The organism is Kocuria sp. NBRC 114282 (assembly GCF_030268385.1).
Lineage (GTDB): Bacteria > Actinomycetota > Actinomycetes > Actinomycetales > Micrococcaceae > Kocuria > Kocuria palustris.
Genome location: NZ_BSQO01000004.1, coordinates 14,359 through 29,066, shown reverse-complemented (window position 1 = coordinate 29,066; position 14,708 = coordinate 14,359). Strand labels below are relative to the sequence as shown.

Annotated in this window: 15 protein-coding genes; 9 read left to right on the top strand and 6 right to left on the bottom strand. The window is 71.6% G+C overall.

Annotation, left to right across the window (positions count from 1 at the left end; translation table 11 throughout):
- Positions 1-37: 37 nt before the first annotated feature.
- Positions 38-712, bottom strand: coding sequence for a TetR/AcrR family transcriptional regulator (locus QSJ40_RS08655; RefSeq protein ID WP_285730268.1), 675 nt, complete (start codon positions 710-712; stop codon positions 38-40).
- Between the two features lie 112 nt (positions 713-824).
- On the opposite strand from QSJ40_RS08655, the gene QSJ40_RS08650 reads away from it, so the two are divergent.
- Both QSJ40_RS08650 and QSJ40_RS08645 read left to right on the top strand, forming a co-directional pair.
- Positions 825-2,243, top strand: coding sequence for an amino acid permease (locus QSJ40_RS08650; protein WP_352156336.1), 1,419 nt, complete (start codon positions 825-827; stop codon positions 2,241-2,243).
- A 174-nt stretch (positions 2,244-2,417) separates the two neighbouring features.
- Entirely contained in the window at positions 2,418-4,157 is a 1,740-nt protein-coding gene (locus QSJ40_RS08645) for an ABC-F family ATP-binding cassette domain-containing protein (protein WP_024289436.1), read from the top strand.
- Positions 4,158-4,331: 174 nt separating this feature from the next.
- Here QSJ40_RS08645 and QSJ40_RS08640 read toward each other — a convergent pair whose 3' ends face one another.
- The gene (locus QSJ40_RS08640) at positions 4,332-5,348 is read right to left on the bottom strand and encodes a DUF2382 domain-containing protein (protein WP_285730265.1); all 1,017 of its coding nucleotides are present in this window, start codon (positions 5,346-5,348) and stop codon (positions 4,332-4,334) included.
- 282 nt (positions 5,349-5,630) lie between these two features.
- Here QSJ40_RS08640 and QSJ40_RS08635 point away from each other — a divergent pair, with 282 nt between their 5' ends.
- Positions 5,631-6,200: a hypothetical protein gene (locus QSJ40_RS08635; protein ID WP_285730263.1), complete on the top strand. Its 570-nt coding sequence runs from the start codon at positions 5,631-5,633 to the stop codon at positions 6,198-6,200.
- Positions 6,201-6,234: 34 nt separating this feature from the next.
- A complete protein-coding gene (locus QSJ40_RS08630) occupies positions 6,235-6,549 on the top strand; it encodes a hypothetical protein (protein WP_006215378.1) in 315 nt (104 codons plus the stop codon).
- Between the two features lie 43 nt (positions 6,550-6,592).
- Here the strand turns inward: QSJ40_RS08630 and QSJ40_RS08625 are convergent, their stop codons facing one another.
- The 3 genes from QSJ40_RS08625 to QSJ40_RS08615 form a co-directional block, all read right to left on the bottom strand.
- Positions 6,593-8,056, bottom strand: coding sequence for an NYN domain-containing protein (locus QSJ40_RS08625; RefSeq protein ID WP_081609558.1), 1,464 nt, complete (start codon positions 8,054-8,056; stop codon positions 6,593-6,595).
- 87 nt (positions 8,057-8,143) lie between these two features.
- Entirely contained in the window at positions 8,144-8,506 is a 363-nt protein-coding gene (locus QSJ40_RS08620; RefSeq protein WP_285730260.1) for a tautomerase family protein, read from the bottom strand.
- A gap of 72 nt (positions 8,507-8,578) precedes the next feature.
- Positions 8,579-10,309: a glycoside hydrolase family 13 protein gene (locus QSJ40_RS08615; protein WP_285730258.1), complete on the bottom strand. Its 1,731-nt coding sequence runs from the start codon at positions 10,307-10,309 to the stop codon at positions 8,579-8,581.
- Between the two features lie 305 nt (positions 10,310-10,614).
- Between QSJ40_RS08615 and QSJ40_RS08610 the strand changes: the two genes are divergently transcribed.
- The 4 genes from QSJ40_RS08610 to QSJ40_RS08595 all read left to right on the top strand — a co-directional run bounded on the left by QSJ40_RS08610 (position 10,615) and on the right by QSJ40_RS08595 (position 13,162).
- Complete coding sequence (locus QSJ40_RS08610) at positions 10,615-11,280, top strand: LysM peptidoglycan-binding domain-containing protein (protein ID WP_285730257.1); 666 nt, start codon at positions 10,615-10,617, stop codon at positions 11,278-11,280.
- A 122-nt stretch (positions 11,281-11,402) separates the two neighbouring features.
- The gene (locus tag QSJ40_RS08605; protein WP_024289443.1) at positions 11,403-12,017 is read left to right on the top strand and encodes a DinB family protein; all 615 of its coding nucleotides are present in this window, start codon (positions 11,403-11,405) and stop codon (positions 12,015-12,017) included.
- A complete protein-coding gene (locus tag QSJ40_RS08600; RefSeq protein WP_285730255.1) occupies positions 12,014-12,142 on the top strand; it encodes a hypothetical protein in 129 nt (42 codons plus the stop codon). The genes QSJ40_RS08605 and QSJ40_RS08600 overlap by 4 nt, the downstream gene beginning before the upstream one ends.
- 69 nt (positions 12,143-12,211) lie before the next feature.
- Positions 12,212-13,162: a VOC family protein gene (locus QSJ40_RS08595; protein ID WP_285730253.1), complete on the top strand. Its 951-nt coding sequence runs from the start codon at positions 12,212-12,214 to the stop codon at positions 13,160-13,162.
- Here QSJ40_RS08595 and QSJ40_RS08590 read toward each other — a convergent pair.
- Positions 13,093-14,154 (bottom strand): hypothetical protein, encoded by a 1,062-nt coding sequence (locus tag QSJ40_RS08590; protein ID WP_285730251.1) that lies wholly within the window; start codon positions 14,152-14,154, stop codon positions 13,093-13,095. The genes QSJ40_RS08595 and QSJ40_RS08590 overlap by 70 nt on opposite strands.
- Positions 14,155-14,304: 150 nt before the next feature.
- Between QSJ40_RS08590 and QSJ40_RS08585 the strand changes: the two genes are divergently transcribed.
- On the top strand, positions 14,305-14,613 hold the full coding sequence (locus QSJ40_RS08585; RefSeq protein ID WP_058871596.1) for a 4a-hydroxytetrahydrobiopterin dehydratase: 309 nt from the start codon (positions 14,305-14,307) through the stop codon (positions 14,611-14,613).
- Positions 14,614-14,708: the final 95 nt, after the last annotated feature.

Genomic DNA, 14,708 nt, shown 5'->3' with positions numbered 1-14,708 from the left:
GGCGGTTGTTTCGGGGAATGCAGGAGTCTCGGTGCGCTCAGGGCTCGGGCCGGGCGAACCCGGTCTCGAGCCGCGTCAGCGACCGATCTAACAGGGTGGTCCAGGTGCGGCGGTTGCGCTCGGAGAGCGTCTGGTCCGTGGTCTCGGCCCACTGCTTGACGCTCGAGGACATCGCGGCGATGGCCATCTCCACGAGCAGGCGGATCTCCCAGAGCTCGGCCTCGCCCATGCGCTCACGGAGGGAGTCGACGCAGTAGCGCACCATGCCCTCCATGAGCCCGATCATCCAGATCTCCTCGCTGCGCAGCCTTTCGGCATTCGGACGCTGCCGCTCCTGGTCCATGGCCGAGAGCAGGACGATGGACGGATGCACGGGCGTGAGGATGTCGACCGAGCGCAGGGCGGCGGTGAAGGCGAGGCACGCCTCCGACAGCGTCGCGAACGGCTCGCCCCCCAAGGCCTTCTCGACCTCCTCGTAGAGCTGATCGACCTTGGATGCGAACGACGCGAAGATCGCCTCGTCCACCGAGGAGAAGTGGTTGAAGATCGTGCGCCGGGAGACGCCCACCCGCTCGGCGAGGCTCTCGACGCTGAATCCGTCGATCCCGTGCTCCGCCGTGAGCTGCGCGGCGGCCCCGACGATCGCCCGGCGATTGCGCCACTTGGTGGCCTCGCGCTTGTCCGTCGGCGGAGTGCGGCATGACAGTTTCACGCAGTGGACCCTAGCGGGCACCTTGCACTGAGTGCAATGTTGCACGCTGTGCAATGAGTCACCCGGTGCGCCCCGTCCGCCACGGCCCCGCGCCGATGCTAGGTTCACCCGCATGAGCTCTCCCTCCTCCCGCGCGGACGCGCCGGACAGCGGCACCGCACCCATCGGATCCTCCAGCCTCGGCGCCGGGATGAAGGGCCGCCATCTTGTGATGATGAGCCTCGGCTCGGCGATCGGCGCCGGGCTGTTCGTGGGCTCGGGAGCAGGCATCCACACGGCAGGACCAGCCGTGCTGCTGTCCTACGTGATCGCCGGGATCGTCGTGATCATCATGATGCGCAGCCTGGGCGAGCTCTCGGCCGCGCACCCCTCCTCCGGGGCCTTCTCCGTCTACACGTCCCGAGCCCTCGGCCCGGCCGCCGGCTTCACGGTCGGATGGCTGTGGTGGCTGCAGCTATGCCTGGTGATCGCCGCCGAATCGACGGCAGCCGCGCAGCTGCTCAACGGCCTGTGGCCCGTCTTCCCCCAGTGGGTGCTGGCCCTCGTGTTCATGGTCGCCTTCACCGCGGTCAACATGCTCGGCGTGGGGAAGTTCGGCGAGTTCGAGTTCTGGTTCTCCATGATCAAGGTCGGCGCCGTGGTGGCCTTCCTCATCGTGGGCATCGTGTTCCTGCTCGGCGGCACGCCGACCGAGTCCCCGGGGCTGAGCAACCTGAGCGATCACGGCGGCTTCTTCCCCATGGGCCTGGGCGGCGTGGCCGCAGGCCTGCTCGTGGTGGCCTTCGCCTTCGGCGGCATCGAGATCGTGGCGGTGGCGGCCGCCGAGACCGAGAACCCCGCGCAGAACATCCGCCGCGCGGTGCGCACCATCGTGTGGCGCATCCTGATCTTCTACATGGGCTCGGTCGCGCTCATGGTGATCGCCCTGCCCTGGGACTCGGACGAGCTGCTGGCCTCGCCGTTCGTGGCCACCCTGGACGCCGCCGGCCTGCCCGGGCTGGGCGCGGTGCTCGGAGTGATCATCGTGGTCGCCCTGCTGTCGTCGCTGAACGCGAACCTCTACGGGGCCTCCCGCATGGTCTACTCGCTGTCCGAGCGCGGCCTGGCCCCGGCGGGCCTGCACCGGGTCGACGGCCGCCGCGTCCCCCTGCTGGCCGTGCTCGCCTCGGTCGCCCTGGGCTTCGTGGGCGTGCTGCTGAACTACCTGTGGGCCGAGGCCGTGCTGGGCATCCTGCTCAACATCGTGGGCTCCACCCTGATCGTCACGTGGGTGGCCACGATCGTCTCCCACCTGATCCTGCGCCGACGCGCCGAGCGCGACGGGACCCCCATGCCCGTGAAGGGCCGCGGCTTCCCCTACGTCAACTACCTGGCGCTGGCCATCATCGCGGCCATCATCGTGCTGGGCATGGGTGTGCCGGACGTGCGCTTCCAGCTGCTGGCCACCGGTGCCCTGGTGGTCGTCCTGTGGGTCATCGGCGCCGCCCTCGCCCGCCGCCGCCCCGAGCTGGCCACCGCAGACCGGGTCTGAGGGCACCGCGGCAGCGCGGCCCCGCGCAGAGGCCCTCGACGACTCCCGGCGGGGCCGCTAGAGTGACCGCCATGTTCCTGTGAGTCGCCGCCGCCCCACGCCCGAGGCCCCTGTCGCACCTGATGCTGCGACCGGCGCGCCCGGTGGGGATCCCGCGATCCTCCAGGAGCCCCCATGCACCCACAGCGTGCCCACCCCTCCACTGCCTCGGCCCCAAGCCCCCTGCGCCTCGACGGCGTCTCCTTCCGATACGACTCCCGTCCGGAGCAGCCCGTCCTGACGGATGTGTCGCTGACCGTGCCGCCCGGACGGACGGTCGGGCTGATCGGCGAGAACGGCAGCGGCAAGTCCACGGCGCTGCGCCTCCTCAGCGGAGCCGCGCTGCCGGATCACGGCATCGTCGAGGCGCCTGAGTCCCTCGGCGTGCTCGAGCAGATGCCGGCTGCGGCCGGTCGGGACGGGACCATCGCGGACCTGCTCCGACAGGCCGCCGCACCCCTGCGCGCCCTCGAGCACCGGATCGAGGCCCTGGCCGCCCGGATGGCCGCAGACCCACCACCCGATGACCCCTCCTCCCTCGCACAGCAGTGGGACGAGGCTCTGACCGAAGCGCAGCACCGGAGCCTGTGGAGCCTGGAGGCCAGGGTCGAGACCGTGCTGGACGGACTGGGCCTGGGCGCTCTGCCCCGCAGCCGCCCCCTGCAGGAGCTCTCCGGCGGCCAGCGGCGACGGCTCGACCTGGCCGCCGCGCTGCTGCACACCCCGCATGCGCTGCTGCTCGACGAGCCGACGAACCACCTCGACGACGAGGCCGCGGACTTCCTCGTGGCCGAGCTGGACTCCTGGCGCGGGCCGGTGCTGCTGGCCAGCCACGATCGGTGGCTGCTGGATGCCGCCGCCGATGCCGTGGTCGACCTCGACCCCGGCCTGGACCCGGAAGGACGCGGGGGCGGGCGCATGGGGACGCTGTTCAGCGGCGGCTTCTCGAGCTATCTCGAGCAGCGCGAGCAGCTGCGCAGCACCTGGGCGGCCCGCTGGCGGGAGCAGGAGCAGCAGCGGCAGCGATGGGAGGCGGAGGCCCGGCTCGAGCACGCCGATGTCTTCCACCGCTCGAGCGGCAGGTCCGAGGCGCGGATCGCGCAGAAGTTCTACGCCGACCGTGCCGCCACCACGCTGAACCGACGCACACGGGCGGCGCACCGGCACCTGGAGGAGCTGCAGCGCCAGGCCGTGCCGCCGCCGCCCGTCCCGCTGCGCCTGGGCGAGGTGCCTGCGCCGGCCCCCGGAAGCCCCTCCGAGGCGGTGCTGGTCCTCGACGGGGCCGGGGTCTCCGGACGGCTGAGCGCCCAGGACCTGGTGGTGCGCCGCGGCGAGCACGTCCTGCTCACCGGGCCCAATGGCGCGGGCAAGTCCACGCTCATCGGAGTCCTCGACGGCTCCGTGGCGCCCGACACCGGCCAGGTCCTGCGCCGCGACGGCCTGCGGATGGCCGTCCTGGCACAGGCCGCCGGGGATGGCCTCGCGGCGTGCCCGTCGACCGACCCGAGGGAGCCCCCGACGCCGGCTGGGCTTCTGGCGGCGACGGAGCTGGCCGCCGAGGCCGCGCGCGAACCCCACGTCGAGCGGACGCAGCCGCCGGGGCCGGTGGAGCTGGGACTGCTGCGCCCCGAGGACCTGCAGCGCCCCCTGCACGAGCTCTCTCCCGGGCAGCGGCAGCGATTCGAGCTGGCGCAGGTGCTGGCCGCCTCGGCGGACGTGCTGCTGCTCGATGAGCCGACGAACCACCTGTCCCTGGGGCTGGCCGAGGATCTCGAGCGCGCGCTGGCGGACTGGCCGGGGACGGTCGTGCTGTGCACGCACGACCGCTGGATCCGCGATCGGTGGCGCGGGCACCACCTGGAGCTCCGCACCTGAGCGGTCAGCCCCGCCCCGGAGGCCTCCCCCACAGGAGCATGGCCCGGAGCCGGTGGCCCGGGCACGTGAAAGGGGCGCTTCGCCCACCCATGGTGCGAAGCGCCCCTTCGGCTCGGCCGCGTGACCGGAGGAGCACGCGGCCGGCGGAGATCGGGTCAGCGGACCCGGACCGGATCAGATGCGGTCGTTGCGACCATCCTGATCAGTGCGGCCGTCGACGTCACGACCGTCGACGCCACGGGCATCGGCGTCGCGCTCGATGTCGACCTCCTCGCGGGCGACATCGGTCTGGACCTGCTCCTGATCCTGGACCACGTTCTTGTCCAGGCCCACGCGCTCCTTGGCCACGACATCCTTGTCGACCACGGGGCGCTCCTCGGAGAGGCTGACCTCGACGTCCTCGTCCGACAGGCGGCCGCCGTGCTCGCCATCGGCGATCGGCTCGCGGACGATCTCGACCTCCTCGCGCTCGACCGGGACAGTGACGGTCTCGGTGTCGTGCACGATGTGCTTGCGCAGGCGAGCACGGCCGGTCTGCACGCGCTCGGTGCCGACGTTGACCTCCTCCTCGTGGCGGACCACGGAGTTGGCGTCATCGCCGCGGGCGGTGCCTGCAGCAGCGACATCGTCGCGGTGACGGGCATCGCCGTCGCGCAGGTCGCCCTCACGGCGATCGCCGGCGAGGGGGCCGTCGGCCGCGTTGTCGCGGTGCCGGACGTCGCCGTCGCGCAGGTCGTTGTCGCGGCGGTCGCCGTCGCGGCGGTCGCCGGTGTGCGCCGCGCCGGCCGCACCTGCGGCCGTGCCAGCGGTGCCCGCGGCAGCGGCGTCGCGGCCGTCGACCGCACCATCGCGGCCATCGCGCACCCGCTCGGTGCCGCCGGCCTGGAGGCCGTAGTAGCGGTAGAGCTCGTCCTCCTGGGACTCATCCACGTGGGAGTCCGCGTCCAGGTTCGGGGCGTCCTTGATGAAGGCCTTGGTGTAGGGCACGCGCAGGTCGTCGCCGTCCTGGGTGGCCTCATCGAGCGGGACGAAGGTCTCGTTGCCGCCGAACAGGCCGGTGTTGACCGTGACCCAGTTGGGCTGACCGGTGGCGTCGTCCAGGTAGACCTGACCGACCTTGCCGACCTTGTCCCCGTCCTGATCGATGACGGTGCTGCGCTGCAGGTCCTCGATGCTGATGTTGTTCGCCATGTCGTGCTCCTTAAGTCAAGTGTCGTGCACGTCCCCGCATCGATCTTGTGGACTGATGCGGGGCCCGGTTCGATGGATCGTCCCTTGTCGGACAGAGTCCCTTCGGTCCGGGGGCTGCTTGCCTGAGGAAACCATAAGCAGGTTTGGCATCCATCTGCATCAACTTTTCTGACGAATTCGCTCCGCACAGTCACCCAGTTCCCTGATGGTTCACTGAGAGCGGGGTCACATATCTGGACGCCCGCGCCTGACGCGAGTACAGGCTCTGGCTACTCTGGGGTCATGAGTCAGACGGAGGCCCCGCAGGGCAGCGCGCCGGAGAAGGCAGGTGCCATCGAGCGGGCAACGGGGACCTCGTGGCCGGAGTGGCGGCGGATCATGGCGAACGGCGGCGCCGCGGACGCAGATCACGCCGGCCTGGCCAGGATCGCGCTGGCCGCCATGGGCGAGCGCGTGGAGAACCCGGGCTGGTGGGCGCAGTCGGTGGCCGTGGCCTACGAGCAGGACACCGGCCGCCGCGTGAAGGGACAGGTCGCGGACGGAACCTTCCAGGTCTCCGCGACCCGCACGCTGCCCGGAACCATGGATGAGGTCTTCGAGGCCTGGCTGGCCCGAGCCCAGAAGCTTACCGAGATCGATGGCGCGGCGATCGTCGACGGCCCTCGGGAGACCGGCACGGCCAAGCGGCGCCACTGGCGGATCGGCCTTGCCGACGGCACGCGCGCCGTCGTGTCCGCGGAGGCCAAGGGCCAGGGCCGGGCGTTCCTGACAGCCACGCACACCAAGCTGCCCTCGATCGAGCAGCTCGAGCGCTGGCGGGCGGCCTGGAAGGACCAGCTCGCCGGCCTGTGAGTCCACGGCAGCCGGCCGTCGGGAAGGAGAGCACATGCACGAACCAGCATCCGAGAACCGCAGCAACCGCTCCCGTGCGTCGGGATCCCGCCCAGGGCCCGCGGCGATCGCCGCCGTCCTGGCGGTGGCCCTGGGCATCGCGACGATCCTCAGCCCCACCGCGAACCTGCTCCTGCTCATCGGCTGCGCGGCGGCCTTCGGCGCGGGCGTTGGACTGCTCCTGGACCCGCCCCTGCGCGGCTCGCTGCCCAAGGACAGGGCGGCCCTGCGGATCCTGCTGGGTGTCACGGCCGCCGGCGCGCTGCTGGTGGTCCTGCTGCCGGTCCTGAGTCGCACCGGCCTCTGGTGAGACCCCGCTCCGATGCCTCACAGAGCATCGGAGCGGGAAGGGATCAGTCCAGCCCGATCCAGTCGGCCAGCGCCCGGGTGTCCTTGGCACTGGCGTTGAAGCCCACGCGGCGGGCCTGCTCCACGATCGAGGCGTGCACGGCGCTGCGCATCACGTCCTTGCTCGGCTGATCATCGCCGGCCAGGTCGATGCCGGCATCGGTGCAGCCGCGGATCGCGTAGAGCAGGTCCTCGCGGGAGATCTGGTGATGCCCCAGCTGCTTGGCCCGTTGCTGGCACCACGTGGTGGCCTCCGAGAGGCTGAAGCTCTCCGCCGTGCGCGAGTACTCCTCCAGCACCGTGAACACGGCGTTCCACTGCTTGCGCGACAGCCGCGGCGCCTTGGCCACCGTGCAGAAGCGCCCCACGGGCTCCGGGACGCGCACCTGGTGTTGCGCCTTGGACTCCACGGACGAGTTCACCGTCTGGTCATCGCGGCGCCCGCCCGAGGAGCCGGAGCCCGTCTTGGCCGGGGCCTTGTGACGGGTGTCGTCCCAGACGCAGCGGTCGTCGAAGCGGGCGTGCGGCAGCCCGACCCGCTCCAGCGCCTTCTTGAAGGACCCGGCTCCGAACCACTTGCTGGCCTTGAGGCCGTCGCCGAGCTCCTCCAGCGCCAGCCGGGACAGATGCGTGTAGGTCAGCGGCGCGGTCGAGCGGCGGTAGGCCCGCGTCACGAAGGACCGGAAGTCCTCCCAGTCCGCGTCCTGCGACCGATCCTCGCCGGAATCCCTCGCCCCGCGCTCCGGGAGCAGGCGGGGCTCGTCGTCGTCCTCGTCGTCGTAGTCGTCCTCGAGGTCTTCGTCCTCGTCGAGCACTGCGGGGTCGTCGTCATCCCAGTCCTCGGAGTCATCGTCCGCCGGGGACTCCGCGTCCGCCTCCTCCTCGGCCTGCTCGGCGCCCTCCGTGGCAGCGAGCAGATCGAAGATGTCCTGCTCGTCGAGGTACTCGTCCGCCAGGGCCTCATAGGCGATCGCGGTCGAGCCGGTGGCGATCACGCAGGTGCGCAGATCGGCGGCGCGCAGGACCTGCAGCAGGGGCGTGAAGTCCGAGTCCGACGACGCCAGGACGAACTCCTCGAACAGGGCCCCCTGGTTCAGCGCGGCCATGACATCCACGACGATGCGGATGTCCGCGCCGTTCTTCGCCTGCTTGGTCAGCGCGGGGCAGTCCACGACCTCGATGCCGGCCTGGGTGAAGTACGGGCGGAAGGCATCGAAGCGGATGCGCTGCCCGGGCTCGGTGGGATGCGGGACGCTGCCGCCCGGGTTCAGGTAGCAGCGCAGCTGCAGCCAGCGCCGCGAGGGGGCGCCGTCCGGATGCGTCAGCCCCTCGATCCACACCTGCGGGCGCTCGGCGATGCGCACGGCGGCTTGCGGGTCGGAGCGCAGGAGCCCGCCGAAGAAGTTGTCGAAGTCGATGTACAGGGCAGAGCGGCGCTGGTCCACAGGTGCCTCCGGGGGGTTGGTCATCACTCAAGCACCCTACGCGTCAGGGGCGACGACGCAGGCCCTCATGACGGGCTCCCGGGCGGAAGGCGCAGCGACAGCGAGCGCGGCTCAGCCCAGCTTCCGCTTGACGTAGCTCTCGCGCACCATCTCCACGACCTCGACGGAGACGCTGCCTGCCGGCCCTTCCGGAACTGCCCCGGCGACCGCCTCGAGGATCGACTCCGCGGTGCGCGTCCTCAGCTCCTGGCTGCGCCCGGGCAGGACCCGCAGCTGCACTGCCACGTAGCCCGTGCCGTCATGCGGGTGATCCACGGCGAAGTCCTCGAGCACGCGCGCCCGGGCCTTGGCGGAGGACATGTCGTACTGGCCGATCTCCTGCAGGGCACCCAGCCCGGCTCGGATCAGCTCCTGGGCGTCATAGCCCGGTGCGGCGGCGATGTCTGCGGTGGTCTCGATGATCAGGTGCGGCATGAGGTGAGCCTGCCACCGGGGCCCGGCGCCGCACCAGAGGCCACGCTCTCCGATGCGGCACCGACCCGAGGCTCAGCCGCGGCGGATCCAGGCAGTGGAGCGTCCGCTCAGGCGACCGTCCTCCAGCGGGGCGCTGGTCAGCAGGACCTCGCCCTCGGGCAGGTCCACCGGTTCGGAGCCGAAGTTCGTCACGGACTCCCAGCCGCCGGGGCGCACGAGATGCAGGACCTCGTCCGCGTCCAGGCCGCCCCACTCGAGCACCTCATCGCCCTGCAGCTGCCGGCGCAGGCTCAGCGCCTGCCGGTACAGCGACAGGAAGGACTCCGGCTGCTGCGCCTCCTGGGCGGCCGCATAGCGGGCGAACCACTCCGGCTGCGGCAGATGGGGCGGCCCGCCGAAGCCGTTGTACGGCTGATCCGCATCCCACGGCAGCGGGACGCGGCAGCCGTCGCGGCCCTGGTCCACCCCGGGATTGCGGAAGAACGACGGGTCCTGGCGCTCGTGGTCCGCGATCTCCACGACCTCATGCAGGCCGAGCTCCTCGCCCTGATAGAGGTAGGCGGAGCCGGGCAGCGCGAGCAGGAGCATCACGGCCGCGCGCGCCCGACGCTCGCCGAGCTCCCGGTCGAGCAGCGGCATGCCGTCCTCGAGCAGCAGCCACTGCTGGGAGGCGACCTTGAGGTTCTCGCCGCCGGCGGAGTTGCGCGGGAACTCCCCCAGGGCCTGACGCAGCCCGCCGAGGTCCAGCCCGTAGCGGGTGGCGTGGCGGACGACGTCGTGGTTGGACAGCACCCAGGTGCTCGAGGCTCCCGAGCGAGCTGCCTCCGCGAGGTTCTTCCGGATGGCGCGGCGGAACTCGGAGGCGTCGAACGGGACCTCCAGCAGATCGAAGCTGAAGGCCTGGCCGAGCCCCTCCGAGCTGGCGTAGCGGGCCAGGCGGTCGGGATGGACCCAGGCCTCGGCCACGGCGGTGCGGGGAGGGTCGTACTCGTCGAAGACCTGGCGCCACTCGCGGTAGATCTCGTGGACCTCGTCGCGATCCCAGAAGGGATGTGCGCCCAGGGACTCGAACTCGTCCGGCAGCTCTGTGCTGGCCGGCAGCTGCGCAGGCAGGTCCTTGGCCAGCCCGTGGGCGACATCGATCCGGAAGCCGTCCACCCCGCGGTCCGACCAGAAGCGCAGCGTGGTCAGGAACTCCTGGTGGACCTCCGGGTTGGACCAGTCGAAGTCCGGCTGCTCGCTGGCGAACAGGTGCAGGTACCACTGCCCCGGGGTGCCGTCCGGCTCGGTGACGCGCGTCCAGGCCGGGCCGCCGAAAATGGAGGTCCAGTCCGCCGGCGGCAGCTCGCCGTGCTCGCCTCGGCCCTCCCGGAAGATGTAGCGGGCGCGCTCGGGGCTGCCCGGCCCGGCGGCCAGCGCCTCCTGGAACCACACGTGCTGATCCGAGCTGTGGTTGGGCACGATGTCGACGACGACCTTGATCTGCCGCTCGTGCAGGGCCGCGACGAGCTCGTCGAAGTCCTCGAGGGTGCCCAGACGGGGGTCGACGTCGCGGTAGTCGGCGACGTCGTAGCCACCGTCGGCCAGCTCCGAGGGATAGAACGGGCTCAGCCACACGGCATCCACTCCCAGGTCCCGCAGGTAGTCCGCGCGACGGGTCACGCCGCGCAGGTCCCCCAGGCCGTCGCCGTCGGCGTCCTGGAAGCTGCGCGGATAGACCTGGTAGACGACCGCCTGCCGCCACCAGTCCGGCGAGCTCCAGAGGGGGTTCGGCTGCGGTGCCTCGGAGGCGGGGATGCTCACAGGATCTCTCCTTCATGCAGGGGATGAACGCGGATGCGCTGAGGTCGGACGACGACGGAGCCCGACAGACGGACCCGACGCGCAATCCCACCAGGCTATCGACGCTCCACGACAGCCCGGGAACGGCGACGCGCACGGGCAGAGGAACATGCCCGGGAAACCATGGTGTGGTCCCCATCACCAAACGGCCCTACTCTGGGCCTCGGACCGACAGTCCGACGCCTCGAGGGTCCTGTGCCGCCATCAGCGCAGGTCACGGCGCTCTCGCGGGTGACGACAGGCACGATCTCATCGAAAGGCACCCCATGGCTCTCCAGTTCCCCGAGAAGAGGCATCTGCGTCTCGCGCCCCTGGGCCTCGTCCTGGCCGCCGGGCTCACGCTGTCCGCCTGCGGAGGTGGCGACGACGCCTCCTCCGACTCGTCCTCCTCCGACTCCAGCGCCTCGGAGTCCAGCTCGTCCGCCTCGGGCGGGGCGTCCGAGGGAGCGTCGGGTGGTGCCTCCGCTGGCGCTTCCGCCGGTGCTGAGGGCGGCGATGCCGCCGCCGGCGGGGCGGCAGGTGCTGAGGGCGGCGATGCCGCAGCCGGCGGTGAGGGTGCCGCTGGCGGCGATGCCGCAGCAGGTGCCGAGGGTGGCGACGCGGCTGCCGGTGCTGAGGGCGACGCCGCCGCCGGCGGTGCTGCTGGCGCCGAGGGCGGCGCAGGCGCTGAGGATGCCGCAGGCGCTGAGGGCGGTGCCGCCTCGGGAGCGGTCGATCCGTACAACGGCGGCGTGCCGGAGTCCGTCGGCGTCGACCCGGGCGCGGCTCCGTCGATCCAGCCCGGCCCGTACACGGTCACCCAGGGCGACACCCTGGGCTACATCTCGACGCTGTCGGGCATCACGGTCGACGACATCGCGGCGGCCAACGGCCTCTCGAACGTCGACCAGCTCGAGGTCGGCCAGACGATCACCATCCCCGAGGCCGGCTGATCCCCAGCCGACTCGATCGACGGGCCTCCCTCTGACCAGAGGGAGGCCCGTCGTGCTGCGGGGGCGCAGAACCCGCGGCATCTCCTGGTCATCGCGGGTTCGGCCTGCCTACGGTTCAGGACATGAGCACTCACAGCACCACCCCGACCCCTACCGACACCGTCGACTGGGCCTTCGTGACCGAGGGCCCCTGCGCCGAGTGCGGCTTCGCCCCGGGACTGCGCGAGCTCTCCGCCGCCGAGACCCTTCGCGCCTCCGCCGCCTCGTGGCAGGAGACGATCGAGCGCGACGACGTCCGCGAGCGCCCGTCGGCTGAGGTCTGGTCCCCGCTGGAGTACGCCGCGCACACCCGCGATGTGGTGGGGCTGTTCCACGAGCGGATCTCACTGCTGCTCGAGAAGGACGACCCGCGGTTCGGCTCCTGGGACGGGGAGCAGGTCGCCGTGGACTCCGACTACGGAGCCCAGGACCCGGCGGTCGTCGCCGCCGAGTACGCGCAGGCCGCCGATGAGACGGCCGCCCTGCTGGACGGCCTGGACGAGCAGCAGCTCAGGCGCACGGGCTCACGGGCCGACGGCCGCGCCTTCACCGTGGCCGGGCTGATCGACTACCTCTTGCACGAGGTGCGCCATCACCTGCACGACGTCGGCATCCAGGCGCCTCGCGAGGGCGTCCAGGAGGCTGCGGCGGAGGCCGCTGAGCAGGCCCACGATCAGGACGCAGGAGCGTCGCAGTGACCGCGCCCCTGCGCGAGCTCGTGCGCGCGCTGCTGGACGCCGGTACGCTCGGGCGCGCAGGCGCCTCCGTGCCCGAGCAGCCGCCCGGGGGCGGCTTCCGCACCGTCCCGGTCACCCTGGACTGAGGACGTTCCGGCGCCCGCGCGGTCACCGGTGCCGCCGGTGCGCGCCCGTCATCGTGGAACGAGGACCCCATGCCCTCCGTGCAGACCGATCTCTGGTTCGACACCCAGGCCCTCGAGGCCGCCGAGTACTGGACCTCCCTGGTCCCCGGCTCGCGGATCCTGGAGGTGTTCCACGACCACGGAGGCAACCCATTCACCGACGGCGAGGGCTCCGTGCTCTACGTCCAGTTCGAGCTCGGCGGCCAGCGCTACGGCGCCGTCAACGGAGGACCGCACTTCCAGCTCGACGAGTCCGTCTCCATCTCCCTGATGTGCGATGACCAGGCCGAGGTCGACCGGTACTGGGAGGAGCTGACCCGAGAGGGCAGCGAGTCCATGTGCGGGTGGTGCAAGGACCGCTACGGCATGAGCTGGCAGATCGTCCCGCAGGAGATGATGCGGCTGCAGGCCGACTCCGACCCGGTCGCCGCGCGGCGCTCCACGCAGGCCATGCTCGCCATGCACCGACTGGATGTGCAGACGCTGCGCCGCATCGCGCTGCGCACCGAGGACCAGGACCGGATGCCCGCACCGGCCCCGGAGCAGGGCCGGGTGCCGAACCACATCGAGGGCGCGGTGCGCATCTCTGCCCCGGCGCACGAGGCCTGGGAGCTGATCTCGCGCCCGGGGTGGTGGGTCAACGACGGCCGGATCCGCGAGCACGAGATCACCTCGGACGGCGGCCGCCACACGGTGACCGACCCCGTGCACGGCACCTTCGCGCTCGCGGTCGAGGACAGGCTCGACGGCGAGTTCATCGCCTACCGCTGGGAGGGCTTCGAGGGCTCCGACGATCCTCGCACCCTCACGCAGTTCTGGGTCGATCCCCTGGATGACGGCTCGTGCATGGTCCGGATGCTGGAGTCCGGCTTCCGCGACGGCGGGGCCTCCGATGCCGCGCTGCGGCCGACCTACGACGACCAGGCAGGCGGCTGGTGCCTGGAGCTGCGAGCGCTGCGCTCGGCCCTCGACGGCTCCTGATCCGCGGCCGGCGCTGACGCGGCGTCGGCGCCCGGCAGCGCAGAGAGGCGGTCGGCCTCCGTCGTCGCCTCGTCGCCGGAGGACGGCGTCCGGTCGTCGGCGGACGTCGCAGGTGTCGACGGCCGGACCTGCCAGTCCTGGCGAGTGCGCCGGGTCCGCCGAGCTGTGCGCAGCGCTCCCACGGCCACCGCGATGCCGATCAGCAGCGGCACCCACACCTTGGAGTACTCCAGCAGGACGCCAGCCCACTCGGGCAGCTCGATGCTGGGCCAGGGGATCGACGGGAGGTCGATCTCCGGCCAGGGGAGGCGGGGCAGGCTGATCTGCGGCCACGGGATGCCGAGATCGGGCAGCAGCCGGCCCAGGAAGCTCCACACCGGATCGAGCAGACGGAGGATCAGCGGCAGCAGCACGATGCCCGCGATCGCCGCCCCCGCTCGCCCCAGCCCCTCCATGAGCGGGTAGACCGCGCGCTTCCAGGGCGAGGCCTCCATGGCCGCCTGGCGACGTGCGGCCCACGATCCTTCCGGCGGTGCGAACTCGGCCACCTGGCTGCCGTCCTTGAAGCGGACGTGGGCGACCCGGGTCCCGCCGCCGACCGCCTTGACCACGATGCGGGGATCGGCGAACGAGAGCAGCAGGGACTCGGCCTCCGGGGCCGGCGCCTGGTCGGGCTGCTCTTCGGAGGATCCGGTGCGGGCGTCGTCGTCCTCCGGGTGCACGGCCACGCGATGCGAGCCGAGCTGCGAGGCCCGTGCGAGCACGCGGGTCCCGCGGAAGAACACACAGCCCTTCTGCGGGCCCTCCATGTCGTCGCTGCGGAACTGCGGATCGACCTCGGTGAGCTGGGCGCGATTGCCCACCGCCACGCTGAACGGCCCGAGCTGCGGGTGCTGCAGGCGCCAGATCTCCGGCTGAGGCCGCCCCGGCGCAGGCTGCACGACGTCCTGCGGGGCCTGAGTCCCGTCCTGGTTCTGCTGCTCGCTCGTCATGCTCCAGAAGCTACAGAGGACGACCATCTCCGGTCATCGGCCCCCGGGACGACTTCGGGCGCTCATTCTTCCGGAGGGGTCCTGGGCCTCTTTTCGCCGCAGATCATCAGCCCCCTGTCCGAATGCTTCTCGCCTTCCTATGCTGGGAGCATGGATCACAGCACCGGACAGCTCACCGACCAGGAGATCGCCGAGGCTCAGCTCGCCGACTGGAGCCTGGAGGACGGCGTGCTGCGCGCGTCGTTCGACACCGGCGACTTCCTCAGCGGCCTCAAGTTCGTCACCGCGCTGGCGGAGATCGCGGAGGAGGTCGGACATCACCCCGACGTCCTGCTGACCTACCCCTCCGTTCAGCTCTCTCTGATCAGCCACGACGTCGAGGCCATCACCCAGAAGGACGTCAACATGGCGCGGCGGCTCTCGGAGCTCGCCGCGCAGCTCGGTGTCTCCACCGCCTGAGCGCGCACGACCGCAGCACCACGCAGACCAGGGACCCCGCCGGATCGCACCGGCGGGGTCCCTGCGTCGTCTCAGCACCCTGCGCTGTCCCAGAG